This window comes from Ruegeria marisrubri (genome assembly GCF_001507595.1).
Classification (GTDB): Bacteria; Pseudomonadota; Alphaproteobacteria; order Rhodobacterales; family Rhodobacteraceae; genus Ruegeria; species Ruegeria marisrubri.
On the sequence record NZ_LQBQ01000023.1, the window covers coordinates 171,289 to 189,461 of the forward strand.

Sequence of the window (18,173 nt, forward strand, 5' to 3'; positions counted from 1 at the left end):
GAACCTCGGAGGTCCTCACTTGGCCTTGTTCCTGTCCCTGGCACCGGTTGCGGCCCGAAATTTCCCTACACGTCACGAAGCGCCGCTTTCATGTGCGGGTTCCGTCGTGTAGGTCGTCCCCATCTTTTTTTCGGGGAATCGAGCCTTTTGCCGGGTTTCGGATTCGGGCGCGGCCAGCCAGTGCTCGCCCCCTCGAACGAAGGAAAGGACGAAGCTTAGCCTGCCCAGATGTTCCACCAGAACGGCATTCAGGTAAGCAATTCCCAACAACTCGACGGATTCCTCGAGGACCGCTATCAAGCCATAGATGCGATCCTTCGTGACGAAATCAGCGTAGGCGCCGCCAATCGCTTCGATCACGATCGCCCCGGACAGGAAAATCGCAGCACCCCAAAACAGCTGCCTGACCAATGGCTGCGGGCCTTTTCGAAAAAACGGGATGAAACAGATTGCCAATGTCAATGCCACAGCCACCCCGGCAAACACCCAGCCGTGGTCCTTGAAACGCTGCTTGGCGATCGGGGGCGGGATCTTTTCGTGAACCTGGGCGACTTCGTCATATGCCAGCACCAGGAAAAACAAGGCGATCAAAAGCCAATACAGGTTGAACAAGGCCCGCTGTTTTTTCTGCTGCGTGAAAAAGACCAGTAGCGAAAGCTGCGAGGCCGTGAACATGAGAAGATAACTCAGCAGAGTCGGAAAGCTGGTCTCGTTGTTGAGAATGAAGCGATCGGCAATCTCCTCGATCAAGTCGTTGTCGGTAAGGGATTTGATTTCCATCATGATGACAGAAAGGACGGCCATCGCTGGAATTCCGAAAATTATCAGCACCCAGAGATATTTCGCGGATAGCTGAATCCTGGGCTCATTCAGGGCACTGGATGCCCGGTCCGATTCACACATAACTTCACTCGTCATCTCTAATGAACCAACCCACTGAAAAATGGGCCATGGATTAGCGTTCTTCACCAAAGAACGCTCGGAACACGCTGCCGATAGTTTTCAATCCGCCTTCAAGCCAACAAACGGATTTGCCGGCTTGAATCCTACCCCAAGCCCGCCAGACCTTGTTTCACCCGAACCCAACCGCGCCTCTCATTGCGGGTTGCGCAACGGTGTTGGCAGTGCGGGATGATCACGGCCAACCCGTGCCGCCAATTTCCGCATGTTCCCGAAACGCCATTGTTTCCTTCTTGGCCTTTGCGTGAATCACAGCTTAGCACGAAATCGCACAAGCCGAAAATTTCATCGATTTCAGGGCTGTCTTATCCTGCAGCGTGGCGATGCTGCACGCGATTGAGGTTCGGTCGCAATGCCCCTGCAAGGCCGTTTGGTCACGTACTCGCACCCCGGTGACCGCGGCGATCACCGCAATGCCGGCATCCGCCGCAAAAGATCATGCTTGCATTCCCTGCCCACCTGCCGCATCCAACCAACATGATGATTTGCAAGTCCGCGCCAGTTTTTGACGCCTCGCACTTGTTTCGGTTGCAGGCAGGAGTTCAAACCGAGCATCCAGTATCGGCATGCAAATTTCGACGCAATTGATTTCCCAAGATTCATGAGGAGTAGGACACATGCGTGTCGCAATGATTGGAACCGGTTACGTTGGATTGGTCTCGGGCGTTTGTTTTTCGGATTTCGGACATGACGTGATCTGCGTGGACAAGGCCGCCGACAAGATCGAGATGCTGCAAGCTGGTGAGGTGCCGATCTACGAGCCCGGGCTGGATGTCTTGATGGCCAAGAACATCTCTGCGGGGCGGCTGAGCTTCACGACGGATCTGAGTGCTGCCGTTGACGGGGCGGATGCGGTATTCATTGCCGTGGGCACCCCGTCGCGACGCGGCGACGGCCATGCGGACGTCAGCTATGTGATGGCCGCAGCCGAGGAAATCGCGCGCGCCATGACCGGCTACACGGTGGTCGTGACCAAGTCCACGGTTCCGGTGGGCACCAACCGGCAGGTGAAGGACACCATTGCCCGGGTCAATCCGCAGGCCGAGTTCGACGTTGCCTCGAACCCGGAATTCCTGCGCGAAGGCGCGGCGATCTCGGACTTCATGCGCCCTGACCGTGTGGTCGTCGGGGTCGAAAACGACCGTGCCGCCGAGGTGATGGCCGAGATCTATCGCCCTCTCTATCTGCGGGACTTTCCGATCCTGACGACAGATCTGGAAAGCGCCGAGATGATCAAGTACGCCGCAAATGCCTTTTTGGCCACCAAGATCACCTTCATCAACGAAATCGCCGGCCTGTGCGAGCGGGTCGGCGCCGACGTCAAGCAAGTCGCGCGGGGCATCGGCCTGGATGGGCGCATCGGCAACAAGTTCCTGCATGCAGGTCCCGGCTATGGGGGATCGTGCTTTCCCAAGGACACTGCGGCGCTGGCGCGTATCGGGCAGGAACACGCCTTTCCGATGCGGATCACCGAAACCGTCATTCGCGTGAATGACGAGGTAAAGAAACGGATGTTGGACAAGATCCGGGATGCTTGTGACGGTTCGCTGAACGGAAAGACGATCACGGTTCTCGGAGTGACCTTCAAACCCAATACCGATGACATGCGGGATGCCCCGTCCCTGACCATTGTTCCCGCGCTCATCGGCGCCGGCGCAAAGGTGCAGGTCGTGGATCCCCAAGGCAAGACCTTTGGCGAGGCGCTGCTGCCTGGCGTGCAATGGGTGGAGGACCCCTATGAGGCCGCGGATGAGTCCGACATGGTGGTCTTGTTGACGGAATGGAACGAGTTCCGGGCGCTGAATCTCGTGCAACTGGCCGAAAAAATGAAGCACCCGCGGATGGTGGATCTGCGCAACGTCTATTCGCGCTCGGCCGCGGAAAAGGCCGGGTTCGAAACCTATGTCGGGGTCGGGCGCTGAACGGCTGCCACTGAATTTTCCACCCAGCGGCAACCGGAAACCCTGAAAAGGGTCCACTATTTGCGGGCGTATACGTCTTCGTAGCGGATGATGTCATCCTCACCCAGATAGGTGCCGGTCTGCACCTCGATCAGGACCATCGGCACCTTGCCCGGGTTTTCCATCCTGTGCACGGCGCCCACGGGGATGTAGACCGACTCGTTCTCGGTCACCAGCTTCACCTCGTCATCGATCGTGACCTTCGCCGTGCCTTCCACCACGATCCAGTGCTCGGACCGGTGGTGATGCGATTGCAGGCTGAGTGCGGCACCGGGATGAACGTGAATGCGCTTGACCTGGAACCTGTCTCCGATCGCAAGGCTTTCGAACCAGCCCCATGGACGGTGATCCACCGGCAGCTCTTCGGCCTGTTTCGCACCCTTGGCCTTCAGCGCGGTCACCGCCTGTTTCACGTCCTGGGCCTTGTCCATGCTGGCAACCAGAACCGCATCCGGCATCGCCACCGCGATCATGTTGTCCAGCCCCATGGCCACGAGTTCCTGGTTGCCCGCCTCCGAGCGCAACAGCACGTTGTGGCAGTCGATCGCGGTCACCTCACCGGAGGTCGCGACGCCCTCCTCATCCGGATTGCTGAGTTCCTGCACCGCCGACCAGCTGCCAAGGTCGGACCAACCCGCGGAATAGGGAACGACGCTAAGGTTCTTGGCTTTTTCCATCACCGCATAGTCTATGGAAATATCCGCGACCTCGGCCCAGGCCGCCGGATCAAGCCGCAGAAACCCAAGGTCAGCCCTGGCCTGCTCGACCGCTGCCCGCACCGGCGCCATCAGGTCGGGCGCGTGCGCCTGGAACGCAGCAAGGATGTCGCGCACCGCAAAAAGGAAAATGCCCGAGTTCCACAGATAGCTGCCGTCAGCCAGCATCTTCTTCGCAGTGTCCAGGTCCGGCTTTTCGACGAACCGGCCCAATGGCTGCGCCTTGCCGGTTCCGTCTGGAGAGGCCTGCAATTGCAGATAACCATAGCCGGTCTCGGGCCGGTCGGGCGTGATGCCGAAAGTCACGAGATCTTTCTGGTCTGCCGCCACCCGCGCCCCTTCGGCCACGGCAGCAAAAAAGGCTTTGGAATCAGGAATCACATGGTCCGAAGGCGCGACCAACATGATCGCATCCGGATCAGACGCGTTCAGATGCAGCGCCGCAGCCAGAACCGCAGGGGCCGTGTTGCGCCCCTCCGGTTCGATCAGGACGGTGCCCGGGTCAATTCCGACTTCAGCAAGCTGCTCGGTGACAATAAAGCGGAAATCGGAATTGGTCAGGACGATCGGCGCGGCGAAAGGCGCGTCTTCCGGGCCGCGCATCCGTTCGGCACAGGCCTGAAACAGGGTTTGTTTCCCCACCAGCGGCACGAACTGTTTTGGATAGCTCTTTCGTGACAGCGGCCACAGGCGCGTACCAGAGCCTCCACACAGGACAACGGGGTGAATGGTTGCCATGTTTTCAATGCCTTTCATCAAACCTGTCCGAACAATTTGTGCCACACAAAACCGGCCCCTGAAAGACCGAAGAAGGCTATGAGGAGCCCGGACAGGCAGATCGTATTGCCCCTGTTATTGCGCCGCCTTTTCCGTCAGGGCGATCTCTTGCAAGTAGCGGCGCAAGTCGTCGCGCAGATCGTCGCGTGCCAGAGCAAAGGCCACGGTAGCCTGAAGGAAACCTGTCTTGGAGCCACAGTCAAACCGCTGGCCACGGAAGCGGTAGCCATAGACCGGGGTGTCGGAACCGATATCCTCGGCGATGGCGTCGGTCAGTTGAATTTCTCCGCCGCTGCCCTGTTTCAACTTGTTGAGATTTTTCAACACAGACGGGCTCAGGATATACCGACCGATCACGGCCAGGTTGGAAGGTGCCTCTCCGGTTTCCGGTTTCTCGACCATGCCCCTGGCAGCTACGACCGAACCCATGTCCTCGCCGACATCCAGAATGCCATAGGCGCTTGTCTGTTCCGGCGGAACTTCCATCGCCGCGACCATGTTGCCGCCGGTCTCTTCATAGGCCTCGACCATCTGCTGCAGGCAGGGTTTCTCGGCTGCAATCACGTCGTCCGGCAACATCACGGCAAAGGGTTCGTTGCCGATCAGTCGGCGGGCGCACCAGACCGCGTGGCCCAGCCCGAGCGCCTTGTGCTGGCGGATGTAGGCGATGGCTCCGCTTTCCATGTTGGTGGATTTGAGAACCTCCAGAAGGTCGTTCTTCCCTTTCTTCCTTAGCTCCTGTTCGAGGATCAGATTGTGGTCGAAATAATCCTCCAGCGCCGACTTTCCACGCGAGGTGACAAAGATGAATTCCTTGATGCCGGCGGCCCGGGCCTCGTCGATGGCGTATTGCACCAGCGGGCGGTCCACCAAAGTCATGATCTCTTTCGGAACCGATTTCGTAGCTGGAAGAAATCTCGTCCCCAGCCCAGCAACCGGGAAAACTGCCTTGGTCACCTTGCGTGGCATGTTATCTCCAAATCCAATTTGTTCATAAATGGCTGTCTCAGCCTGGTTTCCCCTATTAGGCGTGAAATCACCCGGGAATCAATGTCATACGGCCACATGGCGGCAGGCCGGCGGAAGACCGGATCCACCATAGCCCACCCCCTTCAACGCAAACAGCTTGGCGGGCGCCCCGAGGCGCGCGGCGAGGACGGATCGGCAACAAGGATGCAGTCCCGGCATGTTGCATCAGTTTGTTGTTTTAACGTGCTTTTTCATCTCTTTGCACCGATTTCCGGTTTCTCGGTTGCCTTGCAGGCCCTGCACCGAGAGGCGGCCATCCCTGTTGAGCATATTCGATGCCAGCGGCCTTCGGCGGCGTCTTGCCGATTTCCGCCTGACGCGCCTCTTCTCTGTGTATGCCGTCGAAAATTTTGCTAACCGTGCGCCAAGTAGCAGGTTTCAGCGGTAAATACAGGTGTTTGGGAAGGTTTCGATCGCAACAGATCGAGATTGCCCAATTGATGTCACAATACTGAACCAAGATCGGCCGGGATCTCGACTTCTTGGCGTTTTCTTGCGAAGGTTGTGAAAACAAAGAAACTGGAGGCATAGGGCAAGCAATGATCGTTGGCTTCTTGGCAGTAGGTATGCTGGTGGGCGGCATCGCCGGAGGAACCGCCGTTTATTTGGGGTACCCCTTTCTGGTTGCGGTTGGTTTCTTTTCCATTTTCGGATCAATCGCCGTATTGTGCAGCGCAGTCGCAACCTTGTACGCTCTTCCCTTTTTCAGGGTTAGGATCCTCCGCCACGACTGACCAGAAGACTAGGCGGTCGTTTCGGTCAAACCCCGCCTGCCTGCAACGGCTTCCAACTTCCCGCCAGCCCTAGCTCTCCCGGAAGGCCTTTGTGAAATAATTTGTCAGCGGGCGGACGAGATACGCGATCGGCGAACGGTCGTCGGTGCGGATGAATACATCCACCGGCATACCGGGCAGCAGGTTCGCCCCTTGCGGAAGTTTGCTGAACTCACCTTCCGACAAGGTAATCTCGACCCGGTAATAGGCGGCTCCGGTGTGTTCGTTGATGAAGGCATCTGCGGACACGCGGTCGACATAGCCATTCAACTCGGGCGTCGTGCGGCCATCAAAGGCCGCGAAACGCACAGCGACGGATTGGTTCTTTTGCACTTGGTCCACATCGATGGCGGCAATATGCGCTTCGATGACCAGCGGCCGGTCCTGGGGCACCACATACATCACCGGTTCTGCCGGGCGAATGACGGCATCGGCTCCGAAGACCTGTGGGTCGTGGATGATACCGGAAACCGGCGCGCGCAAATCCAGCCGGCTCAGCCGTTCCTGCAATGATCTGCGGCGCTCCAGCAGTTCCATTTCGTTGTAGCGCAGATCGCGCAGCTGCGAGATCGCCTCCTGGCGGCGTTGCGAGTTGAGCTTCAACTCCTCGATTTCCAGTTCGGCGATACGCTCCAACGCCTCGGCCTTTCTGGCCGTCAGGTTCCCCAACTCGCCAGCCAGCCGGGCTTCTTCGCGCTGCAGGGATATCACCCGCGAAGCCTGAGCCAACCCCTTTTCCAGCAGCGCCTTCTGGCTCTTCAATTCCTCGGCAATCAATGCGTTCTGACGCGCCAATGCCTCGCTCTGGGCCTGAATGCCGTCGATCTGCGAACGCAGTTGCTTTCGCCTGTTGCGCAACTGTTCCGTTTCTCTGGCAATCGAGGTGTTCCGGGCCTGGAACAGTCGGCGTTGCCCGGCCATCTGCCGCCCGACCTCGGGCCGTTCCTCTTCCATGGCCAGCAGTTCCGGGTCGAAAACGATCTCTGCCGCCTCGTCGCGCTCCGCCTCCAGACGCCCGCGCCGCGCCATCAATTCTACCAGCCGCCCCTCGACGACGGCCAGTTCGGATTTCAGGTCGCTGGCCTGAAGCCGAAGCAGAAGATCGCCGGCCGCAACCGGATCACCCTCTTCGACGAGGATTTCGGCAACCACCCCGCCATCCGGGTGCTGAATCACCTGACGGTTCTGATCGACGACGATCCGGCCAGTCGCCACCACCGCCCCGGAAATATTGGCGCGCGCGGCCCAGGTGCCGAAACCGCCGAGCAGAACCAGCAGGGCCAGAAATCCGATGGCAAGCGGCAAGCTGGCGGAGAAGCCGGGTTTTTCCTTGCCGTTCATGTCACACCAACCGGGTTGCCGCCCGCCCGTCGGATCTGCTGATAGTTCTGAACCACGTCGGCCAGAACCTTCTCCCGCGGACCCCAGGCCTTGCGCATTCCGCCCTCAAGCACCAGCAGCAGGTCGCATTCCATGATCGCCGCCGGCCTGTGTGCCATGATGAGCACCGAGCGCCCCTCTTCCTTCATCTGACGGATCGCTTTGTTGAGCGCGACCGAACCCTCGTTGTCGAGGCTGGAATTGGGCTCGTCCAGAACCAGAAGCACCGGGTCGTCATACATGGCCCGGGCCAGGCCGATGCGCTGAATCTGGCCACCTGACAGCTGACCGCCCGCGACAGAGACCGGGGTGTCGTAGCCGTCCGGCAGTTGCAGGATCATGTCATGCGCAGCCGCCTTCTTTGCCGCTTCGACCACCTTGGCATCGTCCGGTGTCAGGCTCAGCCGGGCGATGTTCTCTGCGATGGTTCCGTCAAACAGCTGCACCCTCTGCGGCAGGTAACCGATGTAGCGCGCCAGTGCCTCGGGCGCGTATTGCTCGATCGGCGCCCCGTCCAGGCGAATCCTGCCGCCCGAGGCGGGCCAGACTCCGGTCAGCGCGCGGGCCAGCGTCGACTTGCCCGAGCCCGAAGGGCCAATCACCCCGACAGCCTGCCCCGGTTGCAACTCGAAGCTGACCAACCGCAATGCGGCCTGGGTTGCGCCCGGCGGCACGATGGTAAGCTGCTGCACCTCGAGCCGGGCCTGTGGTCGGGGCAATTCCGTCCGCGACGGCTCTTCAGGTATTGCCGACAACAGTTGAGCCAGGGCATTCCAACCATGTCTGGCGCGCTGCACCAAGGGCCATTGGCCGATCACAAGATCCACCGGGGCCAACGCCCGCCCCAGCAGGATCGAAGCTGCGATCATCGCTCCGGGAGTCAACTGGCCACGCAACACGAGAAACGCGCCCAGGCCCAGCATCGTGGACTGCAGGAAAAGCCTGAAGGTCTTTGATGTCGACGCGAAACTGCCGCCCATGTCATTGGCACGCAGCCCCTCCTTCAGTGCGGTTTTCCGAGCGAGGTACCAGCGGCTGAAGAAGTTCTCCTGCATTCCCAGACCGCGTATCATTTCGGCTTCGGTCACCAGATGTTCCGCCATCCGGTCGGATGCATTCCTTGCCGTCCCGGCCTTCGCCTGTGCCGCGCGGGTTGTGATCTGGTTCAAACCCGTGACGAAAATCAGAACGCCGCCTCCGACAACGGCCAGCAGGCCCAGCCAAGGGTGAAAAATCGAGATGCCGACAAGAAACACGGGTGTCCAGGGCAGGTCGAACAGAGCGGCAAATACCTGCGAAGCATAAAAGGTTTGCACCGCTTCGAGGTTCTTGAGCTGGTTTTCGCTCTCGCGCGGATCGGGGCTGCGGATCGTCTTGCGAAGAACCGCGTCGAAAACCCGCCTGTCGAGCAGCGTCTGAAAGCGGGCGCCAACCCGCGCCAGGACCCTGCCGCGCGCCCATTCCAATATCCCCATCATGAGGAACAGGAACGCCATCAGCACGACAAGCGCCGCCAGCGTTTCCTCAGACCGGCTGCCGAGAACGCGGTCATAGATCTGGAGCATGAAGATCGGCCCGGTCAGCATCAGCAAATTGACGAAAACGCTGAACAGGCCCACGCACCAAAGCAAAGCGCGACTTTTACGACGGGCTTCCCGCAGTTCTGTTAACCCTGAAGCGCGGTCACTTGTCAGCATCCGCTTGTTCCACTCAATCACTGGTCGGCAAATGGTCCACCGAAATCAACGCTGTTGCGACCATGGCACACTAAAAATTACCCCAAGACTAACAATAACATCGAAACATGTCATCTAGGTTGATGACTGACCTGCTGCCGGGAAAATCTCCAGCCGGGTGGTCCAAACACGCCGAGCAGGACATCCTTCCGTTTTCACGAACATAACGGCGGACCACTTCTGTGGGGGGAGGATCACCTGCGCACGGTCCATTCCACGCCCAGTTCCTGCTGTTCCAAGCTCGGGATCGAGAAAGCGCGCATGTTGCCGATCCAGACAAACATGAAGCTGATAGAGGTCGCCCTGGCCTGCGGATTCAACAGCCGGCCACTTTTCGAAAGTTTACAAAAGACACTACGGAATTGCTCCGAACGAAGAGAGGGGTGTCAATCTCATTGCCTGATCGAAGGTGCGGGGCAATTCCTCGCCGCATCATTCAGCCGGTTACGTCCGGTTCTCATCTCCGACCAGTTCAACGTCCGCTTCGATCACGTCCGCTTCCGTGGACTCGGCATCTTCCTCTTGGGACTCGCCAGCGTCCGGCTCCGATTCTTCGGATTTGTCGTCCAAGGCGCCGACGATCAGCGGCAGCATGTGAACACCGGTGGCCGATGCGATCTCGGGTGTTTGCGGAGTCTGCCAGCTGAGCGTGTCGAAACTGTTGCAGTTCTGGCAGACCGGCGCCCATTCGGCGTGAATGTCATGACAGTTGTCGCAGACCCACTGAGGCCCACGCGGCGCATTCAAGGCTTTGGCGAGCCAGCCCTGCACCACCGCATCCGACGCACCTTCGCCCCGCTCGATCGCGGCCATCAGCGTGTAAGCCCGCGCATCGGCCTGGTTCTCGATCAGGTTGCCCAGCGCACGGCGTGCCTCGGGGAAATCCTCGGCCACGATATTGAGCTCGGCCAGGATCAGGCGGGTTTCGGGGTGATCGGGGTGGACCCGGGTCAGCGCGGTAAAGCGGCGGACGCGTTCCTCGGGTGTTTCATTGGGCTCGATCTCCGCAAAGGCATGCGCCAGATCCGGGTGCGGCTGCGCTTCCCAGGCCTTTTTCAGTATCTTGGTGGCATAGCGTGGCTTGCCCTTGGCAATATAGGCGCGGGCGGCCATCGCGGCGGCGGGAACCAGATCCGGTGACAGGCGATTTGCCTCGATGGCTTTTTCCTGCTGTTCGATGGTCGCAGTCTCGTCCAGCAGGGTCTTGGCCTCGGACAGGGCCAGCACCGCGTCGCGGCGCTTGTAGACATCACGCGGAAGCGTTCCGGCCTTCAGTTTGGCAGTCAGAGTCGACCGCGCGCCCGCCCAGTCCTGCGCCTTGGTCTGAAGTTGCAGCAGGACGTCCTGAGTTTCCGCGTGGCGCGGCTTGAGCGCCAGCGCCTTTTCGGCCAGCTTGCGTGCGGTTTCGTCGTCGCCCTCGGCCAGTTTCTGCTTCATGATCCCGCGCACCCCGACAAAGCGGGTGGACGGGTCGGTGATCAGTTTCTTGTAGGCGTCCGACGCCTTTTTGGTGTTACCGGCCATCTCGGCGGCCTGCGCCACAAGAAGATTGGTCAATTCGGGCTTGTTCAGCAGCTTTTCGGCCTTGGCCGCCCGGGTCAGGGCAAGCCGGCCTTCGCCAGAGGCCAGCGCCATCAAGGCGTCCGCCAGGGCCTGATATCCCCTGCGTTCGCGGCCGCGGTCGAAATAGCGCGACAGCGCGGTTTCATCGCCATTGAGAAACTTGAGCGTGGCCACAAGCAGGGTCAGCAGCTTGAAGAACAGCCAGACCAGGAACACCAGCACCAGGAAGGCAATGACCGATTGCAGCGGCCCCAAGGTATATTCGGTGCCCGCGACCGTGATCTGAACGCCACCGCTGGTTTCCATCAGCAACCCGGCGCCAAAGGCCAGCAGGCCGACGATTGCCACAAAAACCAGTATCTTCAGCAGTGACCAAAGCATGGCAGGCCCCTCAGTTCGTGTTCAAGCTTTGCGCAAGCGCATCCGCGGCTACGATTGCCGCCTGTCGTGTACGGGCCTTGCTGACCCAATCCGCCAGCGCGGGTTGCGCGGCTTCTGGCAAGGCGTCCAGTTCATTCAACGCCGCAGGCACGTCGCCGGCGATCAGGGCCGCTTCTGCCCGTGAAAGGATCGCGTCAGGATCATCGCCGTCGCGCGGGGCCACTGATCTGGCACCCGTCTGGCGTTGCAGGAAAGCGACCAGCCCCGTGCCCTTTTCCGCCTCGCGGGCATCGGCCAGCGCCGCACGCGCCGCGGGCGGGAACTCGTCCTGCAGCGCGGTCAGTGTCGGAATGCCCGTGGTTGCGTGGGCGGCCAGTTCGTCCGGCACGCTCATGCCGCCGGCTTCAAGCTCGGCCACCAGGTCCGCATAGGACGCCCCGGAATCCAGTTTCACCTGAAGACGGGAAATCGTCGCCGCATTGGCGGCTGTCTGTGCATCGGCGGCCGCCTTGGCCTCGAGCGCCTGCGCCTCGGCCACCATCTTTTCGACTTCGGCCCTCTGAGCCGCCAGCGACTCGCGCAACCTGTTCAGTTCCTGTTCATAGGCTGCGACCGCCTCGGGCGAGGCGCCCTCGGTGATCGGGCGCTTTTCCAGTTCGGTCAGGCGCTGCTGCAGCGGCTCGACCGAAGCTGCCAGCGCATCCAGGCCGGACCGCAGCGTCTCCAGCTCGGCCAGAGCCGGTGAAATCTTGTCCGACAGGTCAGAAACAGCGCCGGGCAGGGCGGTCAATTCGGGAATCTCGGCCACGGCTTGCTCAAGACCCGCAATCCGTGCGTCCTGTTCGGCCAGCGCCGCCTCGAGCGCCGCGATCTGGTCGTCGGTATTCGATCCTCCGGGCAGGATCATGTCGCTGCGCCCGGCGGCAAAGCCCAGCGCGGCCGCGATCACGCCACCCAGAAGGGCAGGAATGAAACCGCCGCGCTTTTCGACGGTGCGTTCGACGATCTTTTCCTCGACGGCCGGAGCGGCTTCGGCTTCGGCTTCGGCTTCGGCTTCGGCTTCGGCTTCGGAGGTGGATTCCTCGGTCACCGCTTTTTCGTCAAGGGCCTGTTCAGCCTCTTCGGCCTTGCCCTTGTCGATTTCGGTTTCCGGCTTTGGGTCGGTTCCCGGTTCCTGATCGGTATCCTTCTTATCAGCCACCGTTAATGCCCTTTCGATTCCAAATAGCCTGAACTACAGACCAAAGCAGGTTAATCCGCGTCCCCGACACCCTCAAGCCGCATCGCGTGTTTCACGAGCTTCCTGACCGCCTTGCCCATCTGTTCCGAATTGGGTTGTTTCGCGATCTTCAGACAATGAAAGTTCATCGATTCAAGGGGTTCCGCGGCTGCCTCGCTGATTGCGGCCAACATCAACGGAACCGACCCGGACCACAGGTCGGCAAATTGTCGCGCCGTCCTCGGAGAGAACACGGGGGCAATCACCGGCTGGTCGCCCAGCATCGCCTCTGTCGCCTCATCCGAAAAAGGCAGCAAAAGCTGCCGATAGATCGCCTGATCCCGCACCGTCAGCCCCGATTGCGTCAGCCGCTCGGCCAGGTTGCCTCGGCTGTGTTCGCCTCTCAGATGCAAAAGCGGGCCAGGCGGTCTGCGGCGCAGAAGGTTCGCGAAAAGCGCCTCGGCCGTTTCACCTGCCATTTCGGCCTGCCAGCCCGCCCTGGCCGCGGTTGCCGTGGTCACCTCTCCGACGCAATAGGCAGGCAACGACCTGTCACCCGTCAAACGTGCGGCGGCCTGAACCCCGTTCGCCGAGGTAAAGATCAGCCCGCCATGACCCGACATCCCTATCTTTCCCTCAATCGGGCGGATGTCGAGCAACGGAGAATAGATGACCTTCACCCGCTCAAGCACTTTGGGCGGCAGTTGCGCGACAAACCTCTCCGAGGCGGCGCGGGGGCGGGTCATCAGCAGGTACATCGGGCGATGCCTTCGACCTCGGGATTGTTTGACTGCGCGTGGGGTGATACCCCGCTGTGCAACCATCATGCAACGGTTAAACGGAATGGCGCAAACACTAACGATACTCGGACTGGAAAGCAGCTGCGACGACACCGCGGCCGCGGTTGTCCGGCAGACCGAGGGCGAACCGGCGCAGGTTCTGTCCTCGATCGTTCATGGCCAGACCGAATTGCACAGCGCCTATGGCGGCGTGGTGCCCGAGATCGCGGCGCGCGCCCATGCCGAAAAGCTGGATATCTGCGTCCGGCAGGCGCTGGAGGAGGCCGGGCTGGAACTGGCCGATCTGGACGCCATCGCCGTGACTGCCGGACCCGGCCTGATTGGCGGCGTCATGTCGGGCGTGATGTGCGCCAAGGGTCTGAGCGCGGCGACAGGCCTGCCCCTGATCGGCGTCAACCATCTGGCCGGCCACGCCCTGACCCCCCGCCTGACCGACGCCATCGCCTATCCCTACCTGATGCTGCTGGTCTCGGGTGGCCACTGCCAATACCTGATCGTCCACGGGCCCGAGCAGTTCACCCGCCTCGGCGGCACCATCGACGACGCGCCGGGCGAGGCCTTTGACAAGACCGCCCGCCTTCTGGGCCTGCCACAACCCGGCGGCCCCTCGGTCGAGGCCGAGGCGCGCGAGGGCGACCCCGACCGGTTCCGCTTTCCGCGCCCGCTGCTTGATCGCCCCGACTGCAACCTGTCCTTTTCCGGGCTCAAGACAGCCCTGATGCGGATGCGCGATCAGATCGTTGCCGAAAAGGGTGGGCTGACCCGGCAGGACCGGGCCGACCTCTGCGCCGGGTTCCAGCAGGCCATCGTCGAGACACTGGCCGAGAAAACGCGACGCGCGCTCAGCCGCTACATGGAAGAAAACCCGCCCGAGCCGGTGGTCGCCGTCGCCGGTGGGGTGGCCGCAAACACCGCCATTCGGTCCGCGTTAGAGTCTGTTTGCGCGGAACAGGGCGCGAAATTCACCGCGCCGCCGCACAGCCTGTGCACGGACAACGCCGCCATGATCGCCTATGCCGGACTCGAGAGGTTCCGCACGGGCGCCCGCGACGGGCTTGACCTGACCGCCCGCCCGCGCTGGCCTCTGGACAAGAGCAGCCCGGCGCTGCTGGGCAGCGGCAAGAAGGGGGCCAAGGCATGAGTGTCGCCGTGTTGGGTTCGGGTGCCTTTGGCACCGCACTGGCGGTTTCGCTTGCGGGCAAGGGGCCGGTGACCTTGTGGGCGCGCTCCGCCGAACAGGCCGAGCTGATGCAGACCGGCCGCGAAAACGCGCTGCGCCTGCCGGGGGTGCGCCTGCCCGACTCGCTGCGCGTCACCGCCGATATTGCCGACGTGCAGGCCTGCGAGACGGTGCTGCTGGCCGTGCCCATGCAAAAACTGCGCCAGGCGCTTGCCGATCACACCGAGGCCCTGGGCCGTCATGTTCTGGTCGCCTGCTGCAAGGGGATCGAGCTGAAAACCGGGATGGGGCCGGTCTCCATCATTTCCGAGGTTCTGCCCGATGCCCGACCGGCGCTTCTGACCGGCCCCAGCTTTGCGCAGGACATCGCGCGCGGCCTGCCGACCGCCCTGACGCTTGCCTGCGCCGAGGCCGATCTGAGCGCGGCGCTGCAGGAGGAACTGACCACCGCCAACCTACGGCTCTATCGCACGACCGACACGATCGGCGCCGAGCTGGGCGGCGCACTCAAGAATGTCATGGCCATCGCCTGTGGCGCGGTGATCGGGGCCGGCTTGGGCGAGAGCGCGCGGGCGGCCCTGATGACGCGCGGCTATGCCGAGATGCAGCGCATGGCGCTGGCGCTCGGTGCCCAGGCCGAGACCCTTGCCGGGCTCAGCGGTTTTGGCGACCTGGCGCTGACCTGCACCTCGGAGCTTTCGCGCAACTACCGGCTCGGGCTCGCCCTCGGCCGGGGTGAGTCGTTCGATCCGTCGATCACCGTCGAAGGCGTCGCGACCGCCCACGCCGTCAATGCCAAGGCCCTCGAATTGGGGCTGGACATGCCGATTACCCGCTGTGTCACCGGCCTGGTGGATCACAGCCTGACCCTGAACGACGCCATGGCCCAGCTGCTGGCGCGCCCCCTGAAGGAGGAATGACATGCTGATAGCCCTGATTGCCCGCGACAAGGAGGGCGCCCTGCAAACCCGTCTCGACAACCGTGCTACGCATCTCGCCTATATCGAGGAAACCGGTGTGGTCTCGCAGGCCGGGCCTTTGCTGGATGGCGACCAGATGATCGGGTCGCTCGTCATTCTGGATGTCGAGGACATGGCGGCGGCGCAACGCTGGGCCGACAATGACCCCTACGCCAAGGCAGGCCTGTTCCAGTCGGTCGAGCTGATCCCGTGGAAAAAGGTGATCGGCTGATGGCCTACTGGCTTTTCAAATCCGAACCCTCGACCTGGAGCTGGGATCAGCAGGTCGCCAAGGGCGACGCGGGCGAGGAATGGGACGGCGTGCGCAACTATCAGGCTCGCAATTTCATGCGCCAGATGAAGCTGGGCGACCGCGGATTCTTTTACCATTCGCAGAAGGACAAGGCGATCGTCGGTATCGTCGAGGTCTGCGCCGAGGCACATCGCGACAGCACCACCGATGACGACCGCTGGGAATGCGTGGATATCAAGGCGGTGCGGCCCTTCGAAACCCCTGTGACGCTCGAGCAGATCAAGGCCGACCCAAGGTTGGCAGACATGGTGCTGGTGAAGAATTCGCGCCTGTCAGTGCAGCCTGTCACCGAGGCCGAATGGGCGGCGATCTGCGAACTGGGGCAGACAAGACCCGATTGATCGGACATTCCGTCAACCAAAGCCTAATGACCGAACCGTTACTGACGCTGTTCTGAAAGGAAAACGGGAAGGCCCCGACGACGCGGAACCTTCCCCACCCCGCGTGCTCCCTACCACCACACGCGAATTGAATTCTCTGGTTCCGACCGTCCTGGTCTTGCCCCCATGTCTAACCTGTTTCGGCAGGTTCGGGCAAACTGTAAGTCCCTAGAATATAGCTAAAATCGTCAGCGCCCGCGGGATCGCGGGCGCGTCCTGCCCGCCGGGTCAACCGTAGACGGATTCCTTTCCGAAATGCTTGGTCAGCATGTAATAGACGACCGCGCGATACTTGTTGCGCTCGGACTGGCCATAGGTGTCGATCACCTTGTTGATCGCCTCCATCAGTTCCGGCCCGTCGGACAGACCCAGTTTCTTGATCAGGAAGTTCTCCTTGACCGTCTCCAGCTCGCCTTCCTGCGTCGCGGCGACCGTGGATGCATCGGCGTCATAGATCGCCGGCCCGCAGCCGATGGTCACTTTGGTCAAAAGGTCCATGTCGGGTTCCATCCCGCATTTGTTTTTCAAGTCATCGGCATATTTTGCGATCAGTTCATCACGCTTGCCCATCAAATCTCTCCCTGTGTCTTAGTTGAAATCGAATTTTCGGCTTCGATCTCCGAAGATTACCCGTCAAGGAGAACCGGACAAGAGATTTCCGCCCGACCGGCATGAAGATCCGGGCAGGGAACAGTGAAGGCGGCAAATTTCGGTATCCGCGACAAAATCGTTTCTTGGCAGGCTCGCGCGACTTCGGTCTTATCCCTTCGTGCGACAAATTCATTGGAACGGACAGGAATGACCAAATACCTCAAGATCACACCGACCCGGGACGGCTATTTCGGCGAGTATGGCGGCGCGATGCTGCCGCCCCCGCTGGAGCCGCATTTCAAGGAAATCTCCGAGGCCTATGACAAGATATCCAAATCGGCCGAGTTCATCCGGGAGCTGCGTTACATCCGCAAGCATTTCCAGGGGCGGCCGACGCCCGTTTCCTACCTCAAGAACCTGTCCGACCTGTGCGGCGGCGCCCAGATCTATGCCAAGCGCGAAGACCTCAACCACACCGGCGCCCACAAGCTGAACCACTGCATGGCCGAGGGCCTGCTGGCCAAGCACATGGGCAAGACCAAACTGATGGCCGAGACCGGCGCGGGCCAGCACGGCGTGGCGCTGGCCACGGCGGCCGCCTATTTCGGCCTGGAGTGCGAGATCCACATGGGCGAGATCGACATCGCCAAAGAGGCCCCCAACGTCACCCGCATGAAGCTGCTGGGCGCCGAGGTGGTGCCGGTCGGATTCGGCGGCCGGTCGCTGAAAGAGGCCGTGGACAGCGCCTTCCAGAGCTATCTGAACCAGGCCGATACCGCGCTGTTCGCGATCGGCTCGGTGGTCGGCCCGCACCCGTTCCCCAAGATGGTGCGCGACTTCCAGCACATCGTGGGCATCGAGGCGCGCGAACAGTTCCTGGAAATGACCGGCGACCTGCCGGACATGGTCGCGGCCTGCGTCGGCGGCGGCTCGAACGCGATGGGCATCTTCGCCGGCTTCATCGAGGACGAAGGCGTCGAGCTCTACGGGGTCGAACCGCTGGGCACCTCGTCGCGACTGGGCGAGCACGCGGCCACCATCACCTATGGTCAGGACGGCGACATCCACGGCTTCCGCACCATGGTTCTGGTCGATGAGAACGGCGAACCGGCGCCGGTGCACACGGTGGCCTCGGGGCTGGACTATCCCGGCGTCGGGCCCGAGCACGCGCATCTCTACCGCACCGGCCGCGCCAACTACACGGCCGCCGACGACAAGGAGGCGCTGAACGCCTTCTACGCGCTGTCCCGGCACGAAGGCATCATCCCGGCGCTTGAAAGCGCCCATGCCGTGGCTTTCGCCATGCGCGAAGCGAAAAACAACCCGGGCAAGTCGATCCTGATCAACCTGTCTGGCCGCGGTGACAAGGATATCGACTATGTCACCGAGACCTTCGGCTTTGGCGACAACGCCTGACGCATCCGCAATGTAAAAGGGCGGCCCCGATACGGGCCG

General features: G+C 61.5%; 15 protein-coding genes. 6 read left to right on the plus strand and 9 right to left on the minus strand.

All coding sequences use genetic code 11. From position 1 onward, the window contains the following. Nucleotides 1–72: 72 nt before the first annotated feature. Nucleotides 73–918, minus strand: a complete 846-nt coding sequence (locus AVO45_RS11530) for a hypothetical protein (protein ID WP_157770146.1) — start codon at nt 916–918, stop codon at nt 73–75. A gap of 659 nt (nt 919–1,577) precedes the next feature. On the opposite strand from AVO45_RS11530, the gene AVO45_RS11535 reads away from it, so the two are divergent. After that, nucleotides 1,578–2,882, plus strand: coding sequence for a UDP-glucose dehydrogenase family protein (locus AVO45_RS11535; RefSeq protein ID WP_068347102.1), 1,305 nt, complete (start codon nt 1,578–1,580; stop codon nt 2,880–2,882). A 56-nt stretch (nt 2,883–2,938) separates the two neighbouring features. On the opposite strand, the gene AVO45_RS11540 is transcribed toward AVO45_RS11535, so the two are convergent. From AVO45_RS11540 to AVO45_RS11575, 7 genes are all read right to left on the minus strand, one after another. Continuing rightward, nucleotides 2,939–4,375, minus strand: coding sequence for a mannose-1-phosphate guanylyltransferase/mannose-6-phosphate isomerase (locus AVO45_RS11540; RefSeq protein WP_068347103.1), 1,437 nt, complete (start codon nt 4,373–4,375; stop codon nt 2,939–2,941). A 114-nt stretch (nt 4,376–4,489) separates the two neighbouring features. Further along, nucleotides 4,490–5,383 carry a UTP--glucose-1-phosphate uridylyltransferase GalU gene (gene galU, locus AVO45_RS11545; protein ID WP_068347104.1) on the minus strand — a complete coding sequence of 298 codons (894 nt, stop codon included), beginning with the start codon at nt 5,381–5,383 and terminating at the stop codon, nt 4,490–4,492. An 863-nt stretch (nt 5,384–6,246) separates the two neighbouring features. Further along, nucleotides 6,247–7,557 carry an HlyD family type I secretion periplasmic adaptor subunit gene (locus AVO45_RS11555; protein ID WP_068347109.1) on the minus strand — a complete coding sequence of 437 codons (1,311 nt, stop codon included), beginning with the start codon at nt 7,555–7,557 and terminating at the stop codon, nt 6,247–6,249. After that, nucleotides 7,554–9,293: a type I secretion system permease/ATPase gene (locus AVO45_RS11560; protein ID WP_068347111.1), complete on the minus strand. Its 1,740-nt coding sequence runs from the start codon at nt 9,291–9,293 to the stop codon at nt 7,554–7,556. Before AVO45_RS11560 ends, AVO45_RS11555 begins: the two co-directional genes overlap by 4 nt. A 483-nt stretch (nt 9,294–9,776) precedes the next feature. Further along, nucleotides 9,777–11,276, minus strand: coding sequence for a heme biosynthesis protein HemY (locus AVO45_RS11565; RefSeq protein WP_068347113.1), 1,500 nt, complete (start codon nt 11,274–11,276; stop codon nt 9,777–9,779). Between the two features lie 10 nt (nt 11,277–11,286). Next, a complete protein-coding gene (locus tag AVO45_RS11570; protein ID WP_068347115.1) occupies nt 11,287–12,477 on the minus strand; it encodes a COG4223 family protein in 1,191 nt (396 codons plus the stop codon). 50 nt (nt 12,478–12,527) lie between these two features. After that, entirely contained in the window at nt 12,528–13,253 is a 726-nt protein-coding gene (locus AVO45_RS11575; protein WP_068347118.1) for a uroporphyrinogen-III synthase, read from the minus strand. Nucleotides 13,254–13,338: 85 nt separating this feature from the next. On the opposite strand from AVO45_RS11575, the gene tsaD reads away from it, so the two are divergent. Genes tsaD through AVO45_RS11595 form a run of 4 tightly spaced genes read left to right on the plus strand, consistent with a single transcriptional unit; the run spans nt 13,339 to nt 16,088 of the window. Continuing rightward, nucleotides 13,339–14,436, plus strand: a complete 1,098-nt coding sequence (tsaD, locus tag AVO45_RS11580; RefSeq protein WP_068347120.1) for a tRNA (adenosine(37)-N6)-threonylcarbamoyltransferase complex transferase subunit TsaD — start codon at nt 13,339–13,341, stop codon at nt 14,434–14,436. Further along, nucleotides 14,433–15,395 carry an NAD(P)H-dependent glycerol-3-phosphate dehydrogenase gene (locus tag AVO45_RS11585; RefSeq protein ID WP_068347122.1) on the plus strand — a complete coding sequence of 321 codons (963 nt, stop codon included), beginning with the start codon at nt 14,433–14,435 and terminating at the stop codon, nt 15,393–15,395. Before tsaD ends, AVO45_RS11585 begins: the two co-directional genes overlap by 4 nt. Before the next feature lies 1 nt (nt 15,396). Then, entirely contained in the window at nt 15,397–15,666 is a 270-nt protein-coding gene (locus AVO45_RS11590; RefSeq protein WP_068347124.1) for a YciI family protein, read from the plus strand. Next, entirely contained in the window at nt 15,666–16,088 is a 423-nt protein-coding gene (locus AVO45_RS11595) for an EVE domain-containing protein (RefSeq protein WP_068347126.1), read from the plus strand. Before AVO45_RS11590 ends, AVO45_RS11595 begins: the two co-directional genes overlap by 1 nt. A 267-nt stretch (nt 16,089–16,355) precedes the next feature. Here the strand turns inward: AVO45_RS11595 and AVO45_RS11600 are convergent, their stop codons facing one another. Continuing rightward, a complete protein-coding gene (locus AVO45_RS11600; protein ID WP_068347128.1) occupies nt 16,356–16,697 on the minus strand; it encodes a DUF2853 family protein in 342 nt (113 codons plus the stop codon). Between the two features lie 228 nt (nt 16,698–16,925). On the opposite strand from AVO45_RS11600, the gene trpB reads away from it, so the two are divergent. After that, nucleotides 16,926–18,134: a tryptophan synthase subunit beta gene (trpB, locus tag AVO45_RS11605; protein WP_068347130.1), complete on the plus strand. Its 1,209-nt coding sequence runs from the start codon at nt 16,926–16,928 to the stop codon at nt 18,132–18,134. Nucleotides 18,135–18,173 lie beyond the last annotated feature (39 nt).

Excerpts from the sequence above, each read along its gene's own strand:
- AVO45_RS11530 (WP_157770146.1), bottom strand. The coding sequence starts at position 918 with ATGACGAGTGAAGTTATGTGTGAATCGGACCGGGCATCCAGTGCCCTG.
- AVO45_RS11535 (WP_068347102.1), top strand. The coding sequence starts at position 1,578 with ATGCGTGTCGCAATGATTGGAACCGGTTACGTTGGATTGGTCTCGGGC.
- AVO45_RS11540 (WP_068347103.1), bottom strand. The coding sequence starts at position 4,375 with ATGGCAACCATTCACCCCGTTGTCCTGTGTGGAGGCTCTGGTACGCGC.
- galU (WP_068347104.1), bottom strand. The coding sequence starts at position 5,383 with ATGCCACGCAAGGTGACCAAGGCAGTTTTCCCGGTTGCTGGGCTGGGG.
- AVO45_RS11555 (WP_068347109.1), bottom strand. The coding sequence starts at position 7,557 with ATGAACGGCAAGGAAAAACCCGGCTTCTCCGCCAGCTTGCCGCTTGCC.
- AVO45_RS11560 (WP_068347111.1), bottom strand. The coding sequence starts at position 9,293 with ATGCTGACAAGTGACCGCGCTTCAGGGTTAACAGAACTGCGGGAAGCC.
- AVO45_RS11565 (WP_068347113.1), bottom strand. The coding sequence starts at position 11,276 with ATGCTTTGGTCACTGCTGAAGATACTGGTTTTTGTGGCAATCGTCGGC.
- AVO45_RS11575 (WP_068347118.1), bottom strand. The coding sequence starts at position 13,253 with ATGTACCTGCTGATGACCCGCCCCCGCGCCGCCTCGGAGAGGTTTGTC.
- tsaD (WP_068347120.1), top strand. The coding sequence starts at position 13,339 with ATGGCGCAAACACTAACGATACTCGGACTGGAAAGCAGCTGCGACGAC.
- AVO45_RS11585 (WP_068347122.1), top strand. The coding sequence starts at position 14,433 with ATGAGTGTCGCCGTGTTGGGTTCGGGTGCCTTTGGCACCGCACTGGCG.
- AVO45_RS11590 (WP_068347124.1), top strand. The coding sequence starts at position 15,397 with ATGCTGATAGCCCTGATTGCCCGCGACAAGGAGGGCGCCCTGCAAACC.
- AVO45_RS11595 (WP_068347126.1), top strand. The coding sequence starts at position 15,666 with ATGGCCTACTGGCTTTTCAAATCCGAACCCTCGACCTGGAGCTGGGAT.
- AVO45_RS11600 (WP_068347128.1), bottom strand. The coding sequence starts at position 16,697 with ATGGGCAAGCGTGATGAACTGATCGCAAAATATGCCGATGACTTGAAA.
- trpB (WP_068347130.1), top strand. The coding sequence starts at position 16,926 with ATGACCAAATACCTCAAGATCACACCGACCCGGGACGGCTATTTCGGC.